The organism is Sphingopyxis jiangsuensis (assembly GCF_016734905.1).
GTDB classification, from domain to species: domain Bacteria; phylum Pseudomonadota; class Alphaproteobacteria; order Sphingomonadales; family Sphingomonadaceae; genus Sphingopyxis; species Sphingopyxis jiangsuensis.
Window position 1 is genome coordinate 79,493 of sequence record NZ_JAERPO010000003.1, and the last position, 17,447, is coordinate 96,939.

Genomic DNA, 17,447 nt, shown 5'->3' on the forward strand with positions numbered 1-17,447 from the left:
ACCTCCACCATTGCAACGGTTCGCGGCGCGCGGCAGTTGCATGGCGCGGCGAGGCGCGGCGAGGCGCGGCGGGGAGCGGCCGGACGCGGCCGGACGCGGCGCGCGGGCTTCCCTCGCGCGACCAAACTGCCTATCGCGCTAGTCAATGTCGGCCGAAGCTCTCCTCCCCCTCCTGAAATCAACCTTCGGATTCGGCGCCTTCCGCGGACGGCAGGGCGATGTCGTCGACCGGGTGATGGCGGGCATGCACACGCTTGCCGTAATGCCGACGGGCGCGGGCAAGTCGCTCACCTATCAGCTTCCGGCGGTGGCATTTTCGGGATGCGTGGTGGTGATCTCGCCGCTGATCGCGTTGATGCACGACCAGCTCCGCGGCGCACGCGCTGCGGGGATTCGCGCGGCGTCGCTGACCAGCGTCGATGCCGATTTCGCCGACACGCGGCAGGCCTATCGCGACGGCGAGCTCGATCTTCTTTATATTGCGCCCGAACGCGCGACGGGCGAGGGATTTCGCGCGCTGCTCGCCGCCCGCCCGCCCGCGCTGTTCGCCATCGACGAGGCGCATTGCGTGTCGGAATGGGGGCATGATTTCCGCCCCGATTATCGCCTGCTGCGCCCGCTGCTCGACGCTTTTCCTGCGGTGCCGCGCCTTGCGCTCACCGCGACCGCCGACCGACACACGCGCGAGGATATTCTGGTCCAGCTCGGCATTCCCGCCGACGGGCTCGTGCTCGCGGGGTTCGACCGGCCCAATATCCGCTACCGCGTGACGCCGCGCATCAGCCCGGCGCGCCAGCTAGCCGACTTCATCGCCGCCAACCCCGGCCCCGGCATCGTCTATTGCCCGACGCGCGACGGCACCGAGCGGATGGCGGCGCGGCTCGCGGGCGCGACGGGGCGCAGCGTCGCCGCCTATCACGCGGGGCTCGACCCCGAACGGCGCGCGCGGGTGCAGCATGACTTCGTGGCGTCGGAGGACGGCATCGTCACCGCGACGGTCGCGTTCGGCATGGGGATCGACAAGCCCGACGTGCGCTTCGTCGCGCATGCCGGGCTGCCGAAGTCGATCGAGAGCTATTATCAGGAAACCGGGCGCGCGGGGCGCGACGGCGACCCCGCCGAGGCACTGATGCTGTGGGGCGCCGAGGATTTTGCGCGCGCGCGGATGCGGCTGTCCGAACTTCCCGAGGCGCGCATCGCGGGCGAGCGCGCGCGGCTGAACGCGCTCGCCGCGCTCGTCGAGACGGTCGAGTGCCGCCGCGCGCTGCTGCTGCGCCATTTCGGCGAGGACCCGCCCGAACGGTGCGGCAATTGCGACACCTGCCTCGACCCGCCCGCGCGGCTCGACGTGTCGGTGCTCGCGCAAAAGCTGCTCTCGGCAGTCTATCGCACCGGGCAGAGCTTTGGCGCGGGGCATGTCGAGGCGGTGCTGACGGGCAAGCGCGACGAGCGCGTCGCGGCGCGCGGGCACGACAAGCTGTCGGTGTTCGGCATCGTCGAGGGCGAGGAGGCGCGGCTGATCAAGCCGCTCGTGCGCACGCTCGTCGCGCGCGAGGCGCTCGATACGACCGAACATGGCGGGCTGATGCTCGGCCGCGCGGCGCGCCCGCTGCTGAAGGGCGAGGCGCCGGTGCTGATGGCCGAGCCGCCGGTCAAACGCACGCGGCGCGAACGCGGGGTCGGCGCGGCGGCGAACCCCGTCGGCGATCCGCTGTTCGACGCATTGCGCGCCACGCGCCGCGACCTCGCCGCCGAAGCCGGCGTGCCGCCCTATGTCGTCTTTCACGATGCGGTGCTGCGCGCGATGGCGAGCGAACGGCCCGCGACGCGTGCCGAACTGGCGGCAATCCCCGGCGTGGGGGCAAAGAAGCTCGAAGCATGGGGCGATGCGTTCCTGGCGGTGATCCGGCAGTATTGAGCGCCGGATTGTCGTTGAGCATTGCTTTCGCCGTCATCCCGGACTTGATCCGGGATCCATGACTTCGGCGCTGCTATGGATCCCGGATCAAGTCCGGGATGACGAGTGTCTGGTAGCGACCGATTGCGGACACAGAAAACATGATTAGAAGCCTACGTCATGACGAGAGTGGTAAACCGACGATCGTTTCTCATCGGAATGTTGACCGGCGCTGCATTTGCGATTGCAAGTGCTGGCGTGGCCGCATGGTATTCACACGAACCAGCAACTCAGTATCTTCGGGTGATTGACGATAACTTTGACTACATCCTTGGGCCGAACCACCAGCCGAAGGACGGCCCTTTGAGCGCAAAGCTCATCAGGAATTGTAAGATCAAACGGTTCGTAACTGACACGCCCGGTTTAGACTATGCAGGATCATCGTTCGTCAAAATTGATGGAATGCCGAAGGCTAATTTGAACTGCCTAATTGGAGAAGCGCGGATCAATTCCATGTCACTCGCGATCGTCGATGATATAGACACTACCCCAACGGACTGCTTGGGCGGTTGGCCAACGCGGTTCAAAAATCGAGAGACGGGCGACTTTCAATTATGCCGCGGTCAAAATCCCAACCCGATCTTTGTCTCGGTCCCGGCTCCCAAACGCTAGGTCTGCTTTCCATCCCATTTTGGCCATTCAGTCCCGATCTGGATGCGATGACCGGACTCGACCGGTTGCGCGGCCGCTCCCAATCCCGTTCGCATCGAGCGAAGTCGAGATGCCTATCGGGATAGGCGGTGTGTCGATGGGTGTCTCGACTTCGCTCGACACGAACGAACATTGGAATGTTGGAAAGCGGTCAATTGCCGACGTTCATATATCGTCATCCCGGCGGAGGCCGGGATCTCGCCGGTGCGGTAAACCGAGAGGGTGAGATCCCGGCCTTCGCCGGGATGACGAAGGTCTGGTGGCGACCGGTTGCGGCCGTTTGATCCTCCCTGTGGCGAAGCCATGGGGAGGTGGCAGCCCGGAGGGCTGACGGAGGGGCTGATGGCGCTGGCGTCGCGGCCCCTCCACCCCTCGCTTCGCGAGCGGTCCCCCTCCCCATGGCTGCGCCACAGGGAGGATTTACGGCAAATTTCCACCCCGAAGCCGACGCCTTTGGTTGCCGGCGCAGCTTCACGCTTGTCAGCGGGCGGAGGGCAGGAGTAGATGCTTTGCATGAGCGATTTTCGTCCCCTGTCCGCCCAGTTCAGCGTCGCGCCGCAGATCGGTCTCGACGATATTGCCGAAGCGAGGGCGCAGGGCTTTGCGCTGATCGTCAACAATCGGCCCGACGGTGAGGAGCCGACGGCACCGCAGGGCGCCGAAATCGGCCATGCCGCCGCGGCCGAGGGACTCGCCTATGCCGCCATCCCGATCGGCCATGCGGGTTTCAGCCATGCGCAGATCGACGCGCTCGACGCCCTGATGGCCGATGCGACGGGGCCGATCCTCGCCTATTGCCGCTCGGGCACGCGCTCGACGCATCTGTGGGCGCTCGCGCGGGCGCGTGCGGGCGACGATGTCGATGCGATCTGCAATGCGGCGGCGAAGGCGGGCTATGATTTGACGGGACTGCGGCCGATGCTCGACGCGCTCGCCGGCGGGAAATGACGACGGCCTTCTGGATTCAGACGGGCGGTTCGCTTGTCGCGGTGCTCGTCGTCGCCTGGCTCGTCGGGCGCATCGGGCTCGGCGCCGACCCGCGCATCGCCGATGCCGAGCATGCGATCCGCCTTGCCGAAGAGGCCGAGGCGGGGTTCGGCGGCGTCGAGGTCGCGCGCGACCGCGCGGGCTTTGCCGCGATCGTCCGCAACGCCGAGGGGCGCATGATGCTGGTGCGCGCGCACGGCAATTTCTTTGCCGCGCGGCCGGTCGATGCGAGCGTCATCGGGCGGCTCGACAAGGATTTCCTGACGCTGACCATGGCCGAGCGGACCTTCGGCGCGGTGACGCTGCACCTGGGCAAGGAGGCGGGCATGTGGGCGAGCCGGATGCGGGAGATTGCGCGTGCCTGAGCTTCCCGATCCGGTCGTCTATGCGGTGCCCGCCTTCATCCTGCTGCTGCTCGTCGAAATGGTCGTGTCGCTGCGCGCCGACAAGAGCCGCTACGAGGCGCGCGACACGCTGACCTCGCTGATGCTCGGGACGGGCAGCCAGGTCGCGGGCGCGCTCGTCGGCGCGGCGGTCGTCGGCATGGCGGTGTGGGTGTACCAGTTCCGCCTTTTCGACATCGGCCTTGCGTTTCGCGAATGGTGGTGGGCGTGGGTCCTCTGCTTCTTCCTCGACGATCTGGCCTATTATGTCTTTCACAGGAGCGCGCATCGGGTGCGCTGGTTCTGGGCGAGCCATGTCATCCACCACAGCTCGCAGCATTATAATCTGTCGACCGCGCTCAGGCAGACGTGGACGGGCTTTTTCAGCCTGGGCTTCATCTTTCGCCTGCCGCTGTTCCTGATCGGCTTTCCGCCCGCGATGGTGTTCTTTTGCGCGGGGCTCAACCTGATCTACCAGTTCTGGATCCATACCGAGGCGATCAGGCGGATGCCGCGATGGTTCGAGGCGGTGATGAACACGCCGTCGCACCACCGCGTCCATCACGGCGTCAATCCGCGCTACCTCGACGCCAATTATGCGGGGGTGTTCATCATCTGGGACAGGGTGTTCGGCAGCTTCGTTGCCGAACGCGACGACGAGCCGGTGCGCTATGGCATCGTCAAACAGCTCGGCAGCTTCAACATCCTCTGGGCCGCGGTGCACGAGTGGGTCGGCATCGCCAAGGATGTGTGGCACGCGCCGTGGCGGCACAAGCTCGACTATCTGTGGCGCGAACCCGGCTGGAGCCACGACGGCAGCCGCGCGACGAGCGCGACGATCAAGGAGCGTTGGGCGGCGGGGCTGCCGGTCGAGGAAGCGGCGGAACAATTATCCCGTCACCCCGGACTTGATCCGGGGTCCCGCTCTTTCACCGCTATGAAGCGGGACCCCGGGTCAAGCCCGGGGTGACGGGATTGGTCTTGCCTCTCCCCCTAATGACATTCATGTAAGCACTCAGGCGACCGCCGACCCGGCGGCGAGGGGAGCGGCTTCATGGATCAGTTCGACATCATCGTCATCGGCGGCGGCAGTGCGGGGAGCGCGGCGGCGGGGCGGCTTGCCGAAGACGGGTCGCGGACGGTGTGTCTGGTCGAGGCGGGCGGGTCGAACGATCGGGTGCGCGTCAAGACGCCGGGGCTGATGCCCTTCATCCCCAAATCGTCGAACTACCGATACGACACAGTGCCGCAAACGGGGCTGGGTGGCCGGATCGGATACCAGCCGCGCGGACGCGGGCTGGGCGGGTCGAGCGCGATCAACGCTATGGTCTATATCCGCGGGCACGCCTTCGATTACGACCAGTGGGCGGCGCTCGGCGCGACGGGGTGGAGCTATGCCGATGTGCTGCCCTGGTTCAAGCGCAGCGAGGGCAATGAGCGCGGCGCCGACGAATGGCATGGCGGCGACGGGCCGCTCAATGTCATGGACCAGCGTTGGCCCAATGTGACGAGCAAGCGCTTCGTCGAAAGCGCGACCGCGCTGCAACTGCCGCGCACCGACGACTTCAACCGCGCCGACAATGAAGGGTTCGGCCTCTATCAGGTGACGCAGAAGGGCGGCGAGCGCTGGTCGGCGGCGCGCGCCTATGTCGAGCCGCTGCGCGGGCGCGCGAATTTCGACATTCGCACCGGCGCGCTGGTCGAGAAAATCCTGATCGAGCATGGGCGCGCGGTGGGGGTCGTCATCCGGCGCGGGCGCAGGCGCGAGACGCTGCGCGCGCGCGGCGGCGTCGTGCTGTCGGCGGGGGCATTCGGCAGTCCGCAGATATTGATGCTGTCGGGGATCGGGCCCGCGGCGCACCTTCGCGAGCAGGGTGTCGACGTCGCCCTCGACCGCGCGGGCGTCGGCGACAATCTTCAGGACCATATCGACTATGTGTCGAGCTGGGAGACGCGCTCGGCCGACCCCTTCGGCGACAGCCTGGGCGGAACGTGGCGGATGCTGAAAGCCATATTCGAACATCGCACCCGGCGCAGCGGGATCATGACGACCTGTTTCGCCGAAGCGGGCGGCTTCTGGAAATCGCGGCCCGACCTGCCCGCACCCGACATCCAATATCATTTCGTCCCCGCGATGCTTGAGGATCATGGCCGCACCAAGGTGAAGGGGCACGGCTTTTCGTGCCACGCCTGCGTGCTGCGCCCCGAAAGCCGGGGCACGGTGCGCCTTGCGTCGCCCGACGCGGCGGCGGCGCCCGCGATCGACCCCGGCTTTTTGACCGACGACCGCGACATCGCGACCTTGCGCGCAGGGGTACGGATGATGCACCGGATCGTCGATGCGCCGCCGCTTTCCGACTATGCCGGACGCGACCGCTATCCCGTCGACCTGTCGGACGACGCCGCGCTCGACGCGCTGATCCGCAGCCGCGCCGACACCGTCTATCACCCGGTCGGCACCTGCCGCATGGGCAGCGACGCCGATGCGGTGGTCGACCCGACGCTGAAGCTCAACGGCATCGAGGGGCTGTGGGTCGCCGACGCCAGCATCATGCCGCGGCTGGTGTCGGGGAACACCAATGCGCCGAGCATCATGATCGGCGAACGCGCCGCCGCTTTTGTCAGGGCCGCGCTAGCCGCCTAGGGCGCGCAGGATTCCGCCAGCGTCCGTCCGCTCGCGGTCAGCGCATAGCGCGTGGCGGGCGGACGAAGGTCGAGCAGTTCGCGCGTCACCAGCCGGTGCGTCCCGAGCGCCTTGAGCCCCTGCGACAGCGCGCGCGGGCTTGCGGGCGGGAGCAGCCGCGCGAGCGCGTTGAACCGGTCGTGTCCCGCCGCAATCCCCGCGACCAGCGGCAGGCCCCAGCGCGTCGTCGCGCCGGGGGGCAGGCCGAGCGCAGCCTGCGCTTTCGCAATCGTCGCCGCGCGCGCGGCGGCCGCGGTGCCGGCCTCGGTCAATATATATTCGGGACGCAGCGGGTGGCCGTGACCCGGGTTGCGCGCGATCCAGCCCAGCGCCGCCGCGGCGGCGAGCGTGCGCGTCAGGCTGTCGCGCGACAGGTCGAGGCGGTGGACGAGCTCGACAAAGCGCGCGCCGCGATGCGCGGCGAGATCGGCGAGCAAGGGCACGAGCCAGCGGTGCGCGGACAGCTGGGCGAGCAGCGGATCGGACATGCTTGACGGCATTTGCAAGTAACTATACAAAACGGACTTAATGCGCAAGCCGGATCGACGGTCGCGCGCGACCGAGTCTGGAGGGACAGAGATTATGACAGTCGAAATCGGATCGGAACTGACCTGCTCGATGGGCGTCACCGACATGGCCGCATCGATCGCCTGGTACGAACGCGTGATGCACTGCACATTGCTCTATCGCGTCGACGAGATCGGCTGGTGCGAGCTCGCCACGCCAATGAAGGGGGTCAACATCGGCCTCAGCGAGGTCGAAAATGTTGCGCAGGGCGGCGGCGCGACCAATGTGTTCGAAGTCGCCGACATCGACGCGGCCAAGGCGCATCTCGATGCCGAGGGCGTGCGACAGGATGGCGAAATTCGCCATATCGAGGGGCTGGTGAAGCTCGTCACCTTCTATGACCCCGACGGCAACTGCTTCATGTTTTCGCAATCGGAACAGTCTGCATGACCCCATCGCTGGCCGCCTGGCTTCTTGTGCTCGCGTCGCACCAGCCATCGATGCCCGCAACCGCAACCGCAACCGCAACCGCCGCCGTCGCCGAAGCGCCGACGCTCGCGGCGTTTCGCGGGAATTGGGAAGGCGAAGGCATCGCCTTCGGCCGACCAGCGCGCGCGACACTCGCCATTGGTCCAGCCGACGACGGCGGCATGGCGCTCGCCTACCGCCTTGTCGTCGAGCGCGAGCCCGCCATCGCCTATTCGGCGCACGCCGATTATCGCATCGATGCGAAGGGACGCGTGCGCGGTCGCTGGTCCGACAGTCGTGGACAGATGCGGCCGGTTACGGGAATTCTGACGCCGGAGGGTCTGTCGACCCATTGGGGAAGCGCGGACGTCGAGATCGGCCGCTCGACCTATATGCTGCACTCCGACGATGGGCTGACGGTTACCGATTCGGTGCTGCAACACGACGGCAGTTGGCGCGTTTTTGCGACGCTGCGCTATCGCAAGAATCCCTGAATTTCGGCATTTCCGGGAGCCGCTCGCGGAATGGGCAAAAAAAGAGGGCCGGAACTTTCGTCCCGGCCCAGCCTTTCAGGCTCTCCCCTCCTGAAACTCTTGACAGACTGAATGCCATATTAATGTCATGATGAAAAGGCCTAAACTTGCGGCACGGCAGCCTAAATGTTGTGCAGCGCAGCAATGCACAAAAAAAGGGCCGGCGCGTGAAGCGACCGGCCCTTTGCCCCCCGATCAGAAGGTCTTGCGTGCCGTGATGCCAAAGGTTCGTGGCTGCCCGACGCTGTAGCCGAGGCGCGCCCGCCCGCCGCGTTCGCGGTCGAACGACAGCAGTGCATTTTCGTCGAACACATTGTTGACATAGACGATCAACGACAGCCCGCTGTCAAAGTCGACGCCCGCGCTGAGGTTGACCAGCTGATAGTCGGGCAGCTCAAGGTCGACCGTCGTCGCGGCGTTCGCCGGTGCGCCGCCGAACGGCAGCCCGTGCGTGAAGGTGCGCGGGTTGTTTTCCTGGTCGGCAGGCTGTGTGTAGCGCGTCCCGACATGCTGGAACGACGCCGCGACATAGGCGCTCGCGCGGTCACCGATCGGCCATTCATAGCTGCCCGAAGCCGACAGCTGGAATTTGGGGACCGAAGGCAGGCGGTTGCCGTCGCGGATGCCGGTCGCGGCCGTCAGCGCGCCAGGAAGCGTCGTGTCGAATTCGGCCTCGATGATGCTTCCGGACAGGTCAAAGCTGAGCCCCTGTGCGGGGTTCAACCCGAGCTCGAATTCGAGCCCCATCGAATGCGCCTTGTCGACGTTGAACACGATACGCGACGAACAGGTGCCCGCATCGAGCGTGACCTGCAGATTGCGGATATCGTTGTAGAAGCCAGCGGCGTTGAAGGTGAAGCCGCGCCCCTGCGACTTCACGCCAAGCTCATAGTTCCACAGCGTCTCGTCGTCATAATCCTGGAAGCCGCCGAAGAGCGCCGCATCGGTCGGCGAGCAAAGCGGCAGGTTGAGCGGATCGTTGACGCCGCCGAGACGGAAGCCCTTTGACGCCTGCGCGTTGACGGACACATTGTCGCTGACGTCATAGGAGAGCAGGAATCGCGGTGTGAAACCGTCGGACTTGGTGCTGTCGGTGCGGTTGTCGCCGTTCGAGAACAGGCCGCCCGAAACGAAACTGCGCGTTTCCTTGAAGTCGTAATAGCGTCCGCCAGCCGTCGCGGTGAAGGCGTCGGTGATATCATAGCTGACCTCGCCGAAAATCGCGAACTGCTTGATGTCATAGGGCAGGTCGGCGTTGTACGGCGAATTGGGTCCGAACCCGTTCGCCGCGCCCGCCGAGGTGCCCGCACCGAGCGTCGCGTCCGTCACCGCGTCATAGCCGGGGGTCGGCAGCCGCTGCATATAGACTCGGTCGATCGTCGAATAGAATCCGCCGACGACCCATTGGAAGCGACTGTCATTGTCCGAGGCCAACCGGACCTCCTGCGTCCAGACTTCCAGGTCGGTGGTATCGACAAGGTTCGACGGCAGCAGCACGCCTGCGTCGGGGAAGCCGAGGTCGACCGACACCGACCCGGTGAGCGCGCTGGCATCACGGCTGACGAGGATGTCGCGGTTGATATAGCTGGTGACCGAGGTCAGCGACGCGCCGCCGAGGCCGATATTGATGTTGAGATCGGCGATCAGCGTCTCGTCCTCGAACGCCTCGCGCAGCAGCAGATATTGCTGGCGTTCGTCGAACGTCACCGCGGGACGCGTCGTCGTGAACGGGTTGGCATAGAGATTGTAGATCTCCTGCCGGTTGAACCCGTCGGCCTTGACCTTCTGATAGACGATGCGCGGGGTGATCGAGAAATTGTCGGAGGGTTCGAAGGTCAGCGCAAGGCGCCCGCCATAGCGCTCGCCGCTGTTGACATCGTCGCCGCCCGCCGGGCCGATCGCGTTGATGAAGCCGCCATAGCGCGTGTAATATCCGACCGCGCGCAGCGCCGCCGTGTCGCCCATCGGGACGTTCACTGCGCCTTTCAGATGGCCGCCGATGTCGTCGCCGTCGACGAGGTTGAGGTTCGCCTCGACGCTGCCTTCCGTAACCCCGATTTTTGGCTGGTTGGTGATGTAGCGGATCGTTCCGCCGACCGAACCCGAACCGAACAACGTCCCCTGCGGACCGCGCAGCGTTTCGACGCGGTTGAGGTCGTAGAGGTCGATGTCGGGCGTGAAAAGCGATAGCGAGATCACGCTTTCGTCGAGATAGACGCCGACCTGTTCCTTGACGCCGGGCTGGTCGCGGACGACCTGCCCCGCCGATACGCCGCGCACCGATACCTGGCTCTGGCCCGGGCCGAGGTTCTGGACCGACAGGCCCGCGACATTGCGCGACAGGTCCTCGAGCGTCACGGCGCCCGACTTCTGGATGTCCTCAGCCGTTTGCGCGTTGATCGAAAAGGGAATGTCCTGGATGCTGGCATCGCGCTTCGTCGCGGTCACGACGATGGCATTGCCGTCATATCGGTCTGCAGGGGCGTCCTGTGCGGCGGCGGGTGTGGCGATTGTCAGGGCAAAAAGCGACAGTCCGGCCAGCATCGTAGAACGTGCGTGCATCATAATCCTCCTCCAAATTGCCGGGTCTGTGCCCGGTCATGCTTAGGAGTGCGCTTGCGGGCGGCATTTCGCAACGGTCGTTGCGGTTGAGACGAAAAAAGGTCGCAGCATGTTGCTTCGCGGCCACAGTCGAAAAAAATGGCCGGGACGTCAGTCCCGGCCAGTGGTTCGCAGGAGGAACCTGGGGAGGACCCCGCCGCTCGCCTTTGAAAGAGGAGAGAGAGTGCGGCGGCGGGTGTCCTGTCTCGTGCAATCAGTAGTTGTAGGCGCGCTCCCCATGCTCGCCGAGGTCGAGGCCTTCGCGCTCGACTTCGTCCGAGACGCGCCCGCCGGTCACCATCTTGGCGATGTAGAAAGCGATCGCCGAACCGATGCCCGACCAGAGGACCGCGACAACGACCGACTTGATCTGGATCCACAGCTGGGTGCCGAGGGCGTAATCGTCACCGGCCGGACCGCCGAGCGCCGCCAACATCGTCACCGCCGTCAGCACCGAGCCGATCAGGCCGCCGAGGCCGTGGATGCCGAACACGTCGAGCGAATCGTCGAAGCCGAGCTTGGGCTTCACCTTCATGACGAACCAGCAGCAGACCATGCCCGCGATCGCGCCGAGCAGGATCGCGCCGAACGGACCCGAGTTGCCCGCGGCCGGCGTGACCGCGACAAGACCGGCGATCGCGCCCGAGCAGGCCCCGAGCAGCGAGCCCTTGTGACCGAGCATGCGCTCGGCGAGCATCCAGAAAAGGACGCCGGCGGCGGTCGCGGTGAAGGTGTTGATCAGCGCAAGGCCGGCCGAACCATTGGCTTCGAGAGCCGAACCGGCGTTGAAGCCGAACCAGCCCACCCAGAGGAGGCCGGTGCCGATCAGCGTCATGGTCAGCGAGTGCGGCGCCATGATTTCCTTCTGATAGCCATTGCGCTTGCCGATGATCATGCAGCCGACGAGCGCCGCGACACCCGCGTTGATGTGGACGACGGTGCCGCCTGCGAAATCGAGCGCGCCCCAGTCGAAGATGAGACCGGTCGTCGCGGAGTCGGCGCCGGCGTACCAGACCATGTGCGCGATCGGATAATAGACGAGCGTCAGCCAGATGATCGCGAAGACCATCACCGCCGAAAATTTCATGCGCTCGACAAGCCCGCCGAGCACGAGCGCGACGGTGATCGCCGAGAAGGTCATCTGGAAGGCGATGAAGACGAATTCGGGGATCTCGAAACCCTCGGAGAAGGTCGCGACGGTCGAATCGGCGGTGACCCCGGCAAGGAAAAGCTTGCCTGCCGAGATGAACTGGTTGGCATCGCCGCCAAAGGCGAGACTGTAGCCGAACATCACCCACATGATCATCGCGAGGCTGGCGACCGCGATGATCTGCGTGAGCACCGACGCCATATTCTTGGTGCGGACAAGGCCGCCGTAAAAGAGCGCGAGGCCGGGGACGATCATTGCCATGACGAGCACGGTCGCGGTGATCATCCATGCGGTGTCGCCCTTGTCGACGACCGCGGCCGCCGTTTCCTCGGCGACCTCGGCCACCGCCTCGGTGGCTTCCTGCGCCCAGGCGGGCAGCGCGGCGAACAGCGCAAGGCCCGTGGCCCCGGCGCCCGCCGCCATCTTGCTAGCGAATTTCATTGCTTCCCCCTTCATCGTTACAGCGCCGCTTCGCCGGTCTCGCCGGTGCGGATGCGCACGGCCTGACCCACGTCGAGCACGAAAATCTTGCCGTCACCGATCGAACCGGTGCCGGCGCTTTGCTGGAGTGTTTCGACAACGCGCGCCGCGAGGGCGTCGTCGCAGACGAGCTCGATCTTCACCTTCGGCACCATATTGGTCGCATATTCGGCGCCGCGGTAAATTTCGGTCTGTCCCTTTTGCCGGCCGAAACCCTTGACCTCGGTCACGGTCATGCCGGCGATGCCCAGCCCGGTCAGCGCCTCGCGCACCTCGTCGAGCTTGAACGGTTTGATGATAGCCAGGATCAGCTTCATGATGCCCCCTTCTGCTTATGGCACAATGTTGCAGTGCAACAGCCGTGCCAGATTGCGCGGGACGGCAGAAAGTTAACATTTTGTGACGGTTTTGCGCCCCTGAACGCATGCAAACGTTCAATCGATGGGCAGCGCGCACGCGCGAATGCCTATTTTATAGGCATGCAAGGGCGATCGGCGGCGGCTATCCGGTCGGCTTGAACTTCGCCCAGATCGGCAGATGGTCGGACGCGCGCGCCGCGAGCGGGCTGTTGTGCACCCCCGCCTCGACGGCTTCGAGATGGCGCGAGGCAAAGATGCGGTCGAGCCGCGCGACCGGGCGGCGGCTGTGAAAGCTGTGGCCGGTATCGACCATCGCGTGATGCTCGCCGAAATCGTGGAGGCAGCCGCCGCGGCTGCGCCACTCGTTGCAGTCGCCCATCAGCACCGTCGGCAGATCTTCGCCATCGGCGACATGATCGAGGATGGCGCGCGCCTGATGGCGGCGGCGCAGCCCCGATATGTCGAGGTGCATCCCGACGACACGCAGCCTGGTGTCGCCGATGCGCACGGTGGCGGCGACGGCGCCGCGCGGCTCGAGCGTCGGCAGGTGGAGCGCATGACTCTCCTCGACCTCGGCACCGCGCCGTACGAGCAGCGCGTTGCCGTGCCAGCCGATCGCATAGGGGCGCCCGTCGAGCAGGTCGACGGGAACATAGTCGCTTTCGTCGAACATATGCGGGGGGATGGCGCTTGCACGCGTGCCGAAACGGCGGTCGGCTTCCTGCAATGCGATGATGTCGGCGTCGAGTTCGCGCAGCACCGACAGCACCCGCCCGGGATCGCGGCGGCGGTCGAGCCCGATGGCCTTGCGCATATTGTAACTGGCGACTTTTACCATGATCGAATGCGACGGACCCTGTTGCTTTGGGGGCAGCTCCTGCCGGGCAGCCGCTGCATTGCTCCGTTCAAAAACAAAGACGGCCCTTCGACAAGGTCAGGACGAACGAACAGGCGGGCAGGTTGCGAATTCACCCGATGTCGAACTCCGCCATCAGCGCCTTTGCCTCGTCGAGATCCTCGTCGAGCACCATGACGCGCACCGGGATCATCAGCCCCACGCTCTCGGCGATGTTCATCCCCGCATCGAAACATACCGCATGCACCCCGGCGCTTTCGAGGCGCCCGCGCAGCAGCTCGGCCTCGGCGCCATTGGGCAGCCGCACCAGTTCGACGAGCGCCATCAGCCCTCGGCGTCCTGCGGCTCACCGGCGATATAGCGGTCGGTGGCGCGCGTCGGCAGCCCGTCGATGCTTCGCGTCCGCCCCTGGAGCTTCTCGACCCACGCCGCCGGGTCGGCCTGGCGGTGATATTTTTGCAGTGTTTCGCGCTCGTTCTGCAACTCCATCATCGGCACGCCCCACCCGCAGCTCGTCTGCACGCTGTCGACGTCGATGACGAAAATCTGGCGGGTCCCGGGCAGCAGGGTGAAGCGCGCGGCGAGTTCGTCCCATTCGCCGTCCTGCGGCAACACCGCGCGCCCGCGCCCATAGATGCGCAGGATCAGGGCGGTGCGGTCAAAGGCGCAGAACATGACGGTGATCCGGCCGTCGGCGGCGAGATGCGCGTGCGTCTCGTTCCCCGACCCGCCAAGGTCGAGATAGGCGACCTGATTTTCCGACAATATCTTGAAACAGTCGCCATAGCCTTTGGGCGACAGGTTTATGCGCGCGTCAGCCGCAGCGGTCGCGGTGAAGAAGACCGGCTGCTTTTCGATGAAGGCGATATGCTTGGCGGTCAGCGTGTCGGTGAATTCGGCCATGATCGATACTCCGCAGGCTAACCTAACGATCCGGCCCTATCACCAATTCTTCCCCGCTTCTATCGCTGCCCGTTCGTCGGGCCGTGTCGAACGGCCGAGCGCGGCGTTGCGGTGCGGGAAGCGGCCGAAGCGATCGACGATGTCGAAATGCGCCTTGGCATAATCCTGAAACATCGGGTCGTCGAACTGCGCGAACAGGCGCAGCGATTCGCGCTGGTCGCCAATGTCTTCGCTATGCTGGAAAGGAAGGCAGGCGAACTGCCGCCTGTCGTCGGCCCAGCCCTTATGCCATTCGCGTTCGACAATTCCGCGCGCGATCGCGCGCGCGAGGCTGTCGGTCGCAAAGGCTCCGGCCGATCCGCGAAAGATGTTGCGCGGGACCTGGTCGAAGAGGATTGTCGCGGCCAGCGCGGTTTCAGGGTCAGTCAGGAAAGACGCCGCGGGAAGCGAGCGCAGCGCCGCGTGCCAGTCGGCGGCAAGGTCGCGGACCGCCTGGTCGAAGTCCGCGCCGCCGCCGTACCAGTCATCCATGCCGTGCGCGTCGAACCAAAAGGAAAGCAAACGCGCCGCCCAATCGTCGGGCGGCGCGGGAATCTCCCGTTCGATGCTATCGCTCATCCGCGCGACTATTCGGACGCGGGGCGCCGATAAGGGACGAATTCGCCGAGCGAAACAAAGCCGCGATAGAAATGGGCCTGACGGTCGTGCAATTCCACCGTGTCGATGCTGCACAGCCGGTTGCCGATCAGCTTGGTGACGAGGATATCGTCGTCATTGAGCGCGTCGGCACCGCTGCGCGGACGGTTGACGTACAGCGTCCCTCCCGAACGATAGACGATCGCGGTCTTGTCGATGACCTGCGAACTCTGCGTCGTGGTGAGCGAGATGCAATTTTGCGGTTCCCCCGCCACACGGCCTTCGAGCAGCTTTGCCAGTTCTTCCTCGGGCGTAAGCTTTTCTTTGGCCGCCAAGGCGGCGGGACTCGCGGCCACGGCAGCGGCCAGCAGGATAGTGATCAATGGGCGCATGTTTCGACTCCTATGCTTCAACATAGCCTCCCTGTCGCCATCCTAGAAGAGCGGGTGTTAACGGCGGCTGACTCGCGCCGCTGCCGTCAGGCCGCCGCTGCCGGTCAACAGGTCGGAAGCGGAATGCCGAGCGGACCCTTGCACTTCTTTTTCTTTTCAGGCTCGGCGGGAGCTTCGCTTCCGCCGCGGCTCGACCCGCCCATGCCGCCAAAATCGGCGCCGATCATCAGCGACGTCTGCGAACGGAACCGGACCTTTGCCGTCCAGTCGATGTTCCACACCGCATTGCCTGCGGGCTTGGGCGGGTAGGAGAAATTGGCCTCTGGCCCGAAGGCGTTGAGATTGCCGAACATCATCTCGCCCGACGCCTTCCTGGCCTCGGCCGGGATTTCGCAGCTTGTCTGCGCGGGCGGCATCACGATCTTCTTCGCGACCAGGTTCGCAACGGTCGCCGGAGGCAACCATTCCCACAGGCCGCCGCCGAACTCGCGCGCGCTTGCGCTTGTCCACCAGACCATGTCGGCGTTGCCGCCGCCGCGGTCCATCCCGCCGAACGCCCACGCGACATAGCCGGTCGCAGGCGCAATCTGGTTCCAGCGGATCATCACCGAACCGTCCGCCTGCTGCGTTGTCGACGCGTTCAGCCCCGGCATATAATCCTGCGCCAGCGTGAAATTAATCTCGGGGCCGACATTGCTCGCGACGCGGTGCGCGCCGAGCAGCGAGCTGCCCGCGGGCACCGGCTTTGACGATTTCCGATTCGGCCAATCGGCGTAGGAGGCGCTGTTCGACGCCATCACTTCGCGAACGCGCGGCACGGTCGAGGTGAAGAGGTTCGGCGGCATTTGGCCCGCCGCCATCTTCGAAAAGTCAATGACGACCGGCTGGCCGGGTCCGGCCTTCGCCCCGCAGCCCCAGAACAACAGCAAACGTCCCTTGGGACGTTCGAAGTCCTTGGGGATTTCATCATATTCGGTTTCGGTGCGCTTGCCGGGTTCGTGGGGCAGGAGCGGCACCGATGCCCCCAGCTTTGCTTGCGGAAGAAAGAAATGATCGGCTTTAACCGGAGGGCTCGATGGTGCCTGGTTCGAACCCAGCCGCAGTTCGAGCGTGTGCGCGACGCGGCTTTCTGGCGAGCCGCCGAACATCATGCCGAGCGCGCTCCCCATTCCGGGCTTGCCGCCGCCAGCGGTCATCGCCGCAAAGCCGGACATCGTCGCGACATCCATTTCATACCGTTCCTTGGGACCGGTCGATCGCTGTGCGGAACCCGGAACGGCGGCGAGCATCGCGGCAATCGTCGCGACCGAAACAAAGCGAAAAGACGAACGCATGAAAAACCTCCCTTGTCGGACGGAATTCCCGTGCGGGATGTTGTCCGATTCAAAACTGCTGTCGAGCATTATTTGCCCGGCGTCGGCGTCGCCAAGCTGTGCTGACAGTCACAAGGGGAGGGAAATTCGACGAATACCCACTACAGGCCGACAAAGACCTGCATTTTTGCGTCGCCGCCTAGGGTCAGGACCCATTAATTACGCGTACGAGGTTTGAAGCGATTTTGTTCAGTGCGAGGAGGCAAGGCGACGGAATATGTCGATATTTCTAGGCTTGCCGACGAAGCAATGGACAAAATCGGTCAAATCCCGGAGGGACGCCGAAATGGCTTCGATCTCGCGCCCGTGCGGCCTTGCGGGTAGCGATGCTACCCGCTGCACCCGCCCGGACCCGATATCTTCGCCATTTCGACGCCTCGAACGCGTAATTAATGGGTCCTGACCCTAGGGTCAGGCGGTGCCGCCGACGGTGAGCCCGCTGACCAGCAAGGTCGGCTGGCCGACGCCCGCGGGGACGCTTTGCCCGCCCTTGCCGCAGATGCCGATGCCTTCGTCGATCGCCATGTC

At 65.2% G+C, this 17,447-nt stretch carries 18 protein-coding genes; 8 read left to right on the plus strand and 10 right to left on the minus strand.

The window, feature by feature from the left end; translation table 11 throughout:
• Window positions 1-145 precede the first annotated feature (145 nt).
• The 6 genes from recQ to JI743_RS13355 all read left to right on the plus strand — a co-directional run bounded on the left by recQ (window position 146) and on the right by JI743_RS13355 (window position 6,622).
• Entirely contained in the window at window positions 146-1,918 is a 1,773-nt protein-coding gene (recQ, locus tag JI743_RS13330) for a DNA helicase RecQ (RefSeq protein WP_201928840.1), read from the plus strand.
• Between the two features lie 159 nt (window positions 1,919-2,077).
• On the plus strand, window positions 2,078-2,569 hold the full coding sequence (locus JI743_RS13335; RefSeq protein WP_201928841.1) for a hypothetical protein: 492 nt from the start codon (window positions 2,078-2,080) through the stop codon (window positions 2,567-2,569).
• A gap of 552 nt (window positions 2,570-3,121) precedes the next feature.
• A complete protein-coding gene (locus tag JI743_RS13340; protein WP_201928842.1) occupies window positions 3,122-3,556 on the plus strand; it encodes a TIGR01244 family sulfur transferase in 435 nt (144 codons plus the stop codon).
• Complete coding sequence (locus JI743_RS13345; protein WP_201928843.1) at window positions 3,553-3,960, plus strand: hypothetical protein; 408 nt, start codon at window positions 3,553-3,555, stop codon at window positions 3,958-3,960. Before JI743_RS13340 ends, JI743_RS13345 begins: the two co-directional genes overlap by 4 nt.
• Entirely contained in the window at window positions 3,953-4,948 is a 996-nt protein-coding gene (locus tag JI743_RS13350) for a sterol desaturase family protein (RefSeq protein ID WP_330902851.1), read from the plus strand. Before JI743_RS13345 ends, JI743_RS13350 begins: the two co-directional genes overlap by 8 nt.
• Window positions 4,949-5,032: 84 nt before the next feature.
• Window positions 5,033-6,622, plus strand: coding sequence for a GMC family oxidoreductase (locus tag JI743_RS13355; RefSeq protein ID WP_201928844.1), 1,590 nt, complete (start codon window positions 5,033-5,035; stop codon window positions 6,620-6,622).
• On the opposite strand, the gene JI743_RS13360 is transcribed toward JI743_RS13355, so the two are convergent.
• Window positions 6,619-7,149, minus strand: coding sequence for a winged helix-turn-helix transcriptional regulator (locus tag JI743_RS13360; RefSeq protein WP_201928845.1), 531 nt, complete (start codon window positions 7,147-7,149; stop codon window positions 6,619-6,621). The two genes, JI743_RS13355 and JI743_RS13360, sit on opposite strands and share 4 nt — an antisense overlap.
• Before the next feature lie 94 nt (window positions 7,150-7,243).
• On the opposite strand from JI743_RS13360, the gene JI743_RS13365 reads away from it, so the two are divergent.
• Both JI743_RS13365 and JI743_RS13370 read left to right on the plus strand, forming a co-directional pair.
• Window positions 7,244-7,618: a VOC family protein gene (locus JI743_RS13365; RefSeq protein ID WP_201928846.1), complete on the plus strand. Its 375-nt coding sequence runs from the start codon at window positions 7,244-7,246 to the stop codon at window positions 7,616-7,618.
• The gene (locus JI743_RS13370) at window positions 7,615-8,130 is read left to right on the plus strand and encodes a hypothetical protein (RefSeq protein ID WP_201928847.1); all 516 of its coding nucleotides are present in this window, start codon (window positions 7,615-7,617) and stop codon (window positions 8,128-8,130) included. The genes JI743_RS13365 and JI743_RS13370 overlap by 4 nt, the downstream gene beginning before the upstream one ends.
• Window positions 8,131-8,364: 234 nt before the next feature.
• Here JI743_RS13370 and JI743_RS13375 read toward each other — a convergent pair whose 3' ends face one another.
• From JI743_RS13375 to JI743_RS13415, 9 genes are all read right to left on the minus strand, one after another.
• Window positions 8,365-10,731: a TonB-dependent receptor gene (locus JI743_RS13375; RefSeq protein ID WP_201928848.1), complete on the minus strand. Its 2,367-nt coding sequence runs from the start codon at window positions 10,729-10,731 to the stop codon at window positions 8,365-8,367.
• A gap of 253 nt (window positions 10,732-10,984) precedes the next feature.
• Complete coding sequence (locus JI743_RS13380; protein ID WP_201928849.1) at window positions 10,985-12,361, minus strand: ammonium transporter; 1,377 nt, start codon at window positions 12,359-12,361, stop codon at window positions 10,985-10,987.
• A gap of 17 nt (window positions 12,362-12,378) precedes the next feature.
• Window positions 12,379-12,717, minus strand: coding sequence for a P-II family nitrogen regulator (locus tag JI743_RS13385; protein WP_033074080.1), 339 nt, complete (start codon window positions 12,715-12,717; stop codon window positions 12,379-12,381).
• Between the two features lie 184 nt (window positions 12,718-12,901).
• On the minus strand, window positions 12,902-13,597 hold the full coding sequence (locus JI743_RS13390; RefSeq protein ID WP_201928850.1) for an endonuclease/exonuclease/phosphatase family protein: 696 nt from the start codon (window positions 13,595-13,597) through the stop codon (window positions 12,902-12,904).
• 130 nt (window positions 13,598-13,727) lie between these two features.
• Window positions 13,728-13,940, minus strand: coding sequence for a putative signal transducing protein (locus JI743_RS13395; RefSeq protein WP_201928851.1), 213 nt, complete (start codon window positions 13,938-13,940; stop codon window positions 13,728-13,730).
• Entirely contained in the window at window positions 13,940-14,518 is a 579-nt protein-coding gene (locus JI743_RS13400) for a pyridoxamine 5'-phosphate oxidase family protein (RefSeq protein ID WP_201928852.1), read from the minus strand. The genes JI743_RS13395 and JI743_RS13400 overlap by 1 nt, the downstream gene beginning before the upstream one ends.
• Before the next feature lie 39 nt (window positions 14,519-14,557).
• A complete protein-coding gene (locus JI743_RS13405) occupies window positions 14,558-15,136 on the minus strand; it encodes a DUF924 family protein (protein WP_201928853.1) in 579 nt (192 codons plus the stop codon).
• Window positions 15,137-15,144: 8 nt separating this feature from the next.
• Window positions 15,145-15,546 carry a hypothetical protein gene (locus JI743_RS13410; protein ID WP_201928854.1) on the minus strand — a complete coding sequence of 134 codons (402 nt, stop codon included), beginning with the start codon at window positions 15,544-15,546 and terminating at the stop codon, window positions 15,145-15,147.
• 104 nt (window positions 15,547-15,650) lie between these two features.
• Window positions 15,651-16,880: a hypothetical protein gene (locus tag JI743_RS13415; protein ID WP_201928855.1), complete on the minus strand. Its 1,230-nt coding sequence runs from the start codon at window positions 16,878-16,880 to the stop codon at window positions 15,651-15,653.
• Window positions 16,881-17,447: the final 567 nt, after the last annotated feature.

Bases quoted from the DNA above. Each gene is read 5' to 3' on its own strand.
- JI743_RS13385 (WP_033074080.1), bottom strand. From the start codon at position 12,717: ATGAAGCTGATCCTGGCTATCATCAAACCGTTCAAGCTCGACGAGGTG.
- JI743_RS13345 (WP_201928843.1), top strand. From the start codon at position 3,553: ATGACGACGGCCTTCTGGATTCAGACGGGCGGTTCGCTTGTCGCGGTG.
- recQ (WP_201928840.1), top strand. From the start codon at position 146: ATGTCGGCCGAAGCTCTCCTCCCCCTCCTGAAATCAACCTTCGGATTC.
- JI743_RS13365 (WP_201928846.1), top strand. From the start codon at position 7,244: ATGACAGTCGAAATCGGATCGGAACTGACCTGCTCGATGGGCGTCACC.
- JI743_RS13335 (WP_201928841.1), top strand. From the start codon at position 2,078: ATGACGAGAGTGGTAAACCGACGATCGTTTCTCATCGGAATGTTGACC.
- JI743_RS13410 (WP_201928854.1), bottom strand. From the start codon at position 15,546: ATGCGCCCATTGATCACTATCCTGCTGGCCGCTGCCGTGGCCGCGAGT.
- JI743_RS13390 (WP_201928850.1), bottom strand. From the start codon at position 13,597: ATGGTAAAAGTCGCCAGTTACAATATGCGCAAGGCCATCGGGCTCGAC.
- JI743_RS13355 (WP_201928844.1), top strand. From the start codon at position 5,033: ATGGATCAGTTCGACATCATCGTCATCGGCGGCGGCAGTGCGGGGAGC.
- JI743_RS13370 (WP_201928847.1), top strand. From the start codon at position 7,615: ATGACCCCATCGCTGGCCGCCTGGCTTCTTGTGCTCGCGTCGCACCAG.
- JI743_RS13395 (WP_201928851.1), bottom strand. From the start codon at position 13,940: ATGGCGCTCGTCGAACTGGTGCGGCTGCCCAATGGCGCCGAGGCCGAG.
- JI743_RS13400 (WP_201928852.1), bottom strand. From the start codon at position 14,518: ATGGCCGAATTCACCGACACGCTGACCGCCAAGCATATCGCCTTCATC.
- JI743_RS13340 (WP_201928842.1), top strand. From the start codon at position 3,122: ATGAGCGATTTTCGTCCCCTGTCCGCCCAGTTCAGCGTCGCGCCGCAG.
- JI743_RS13380 (WP_201928849.1), bottom strand. From the start codon at position 12,361: ATGAAATTCGCTAGCAAGATGGCGGCGGGCGCCGGGGCCACGGGCCTT.
- JI743_RS13415 (WP_201928855.1), bottom strand. From the start codon at position 16,880: ATGCGTTCGTCTTTTCGCTTTGTTTCGGTCGCGACGATTGCCGCGATG.
- JI743_RS13405 (WP_201928853.1), bottom strand. From the start codon at position 15,136: ATGAGCGATAGCATCGAACGGGAGATTCCCGCGCCGCCCGACGATTGG.
- JI743_RS13360 (WP_201928845.1), bottom strand. From the start codon at position 7,149: ATGTCCGATCCGCTGCTCGCCCAGCTGTCCGCGCACCGCTGGCTCGTG.
- JI743_RS13375 (WP_201928848.1), bottom strand. From the start codon at position 10,731: ATGCACGCACGTTCTACGATGCTGGCCGGACTGTCGCTTTTTGCCCTG.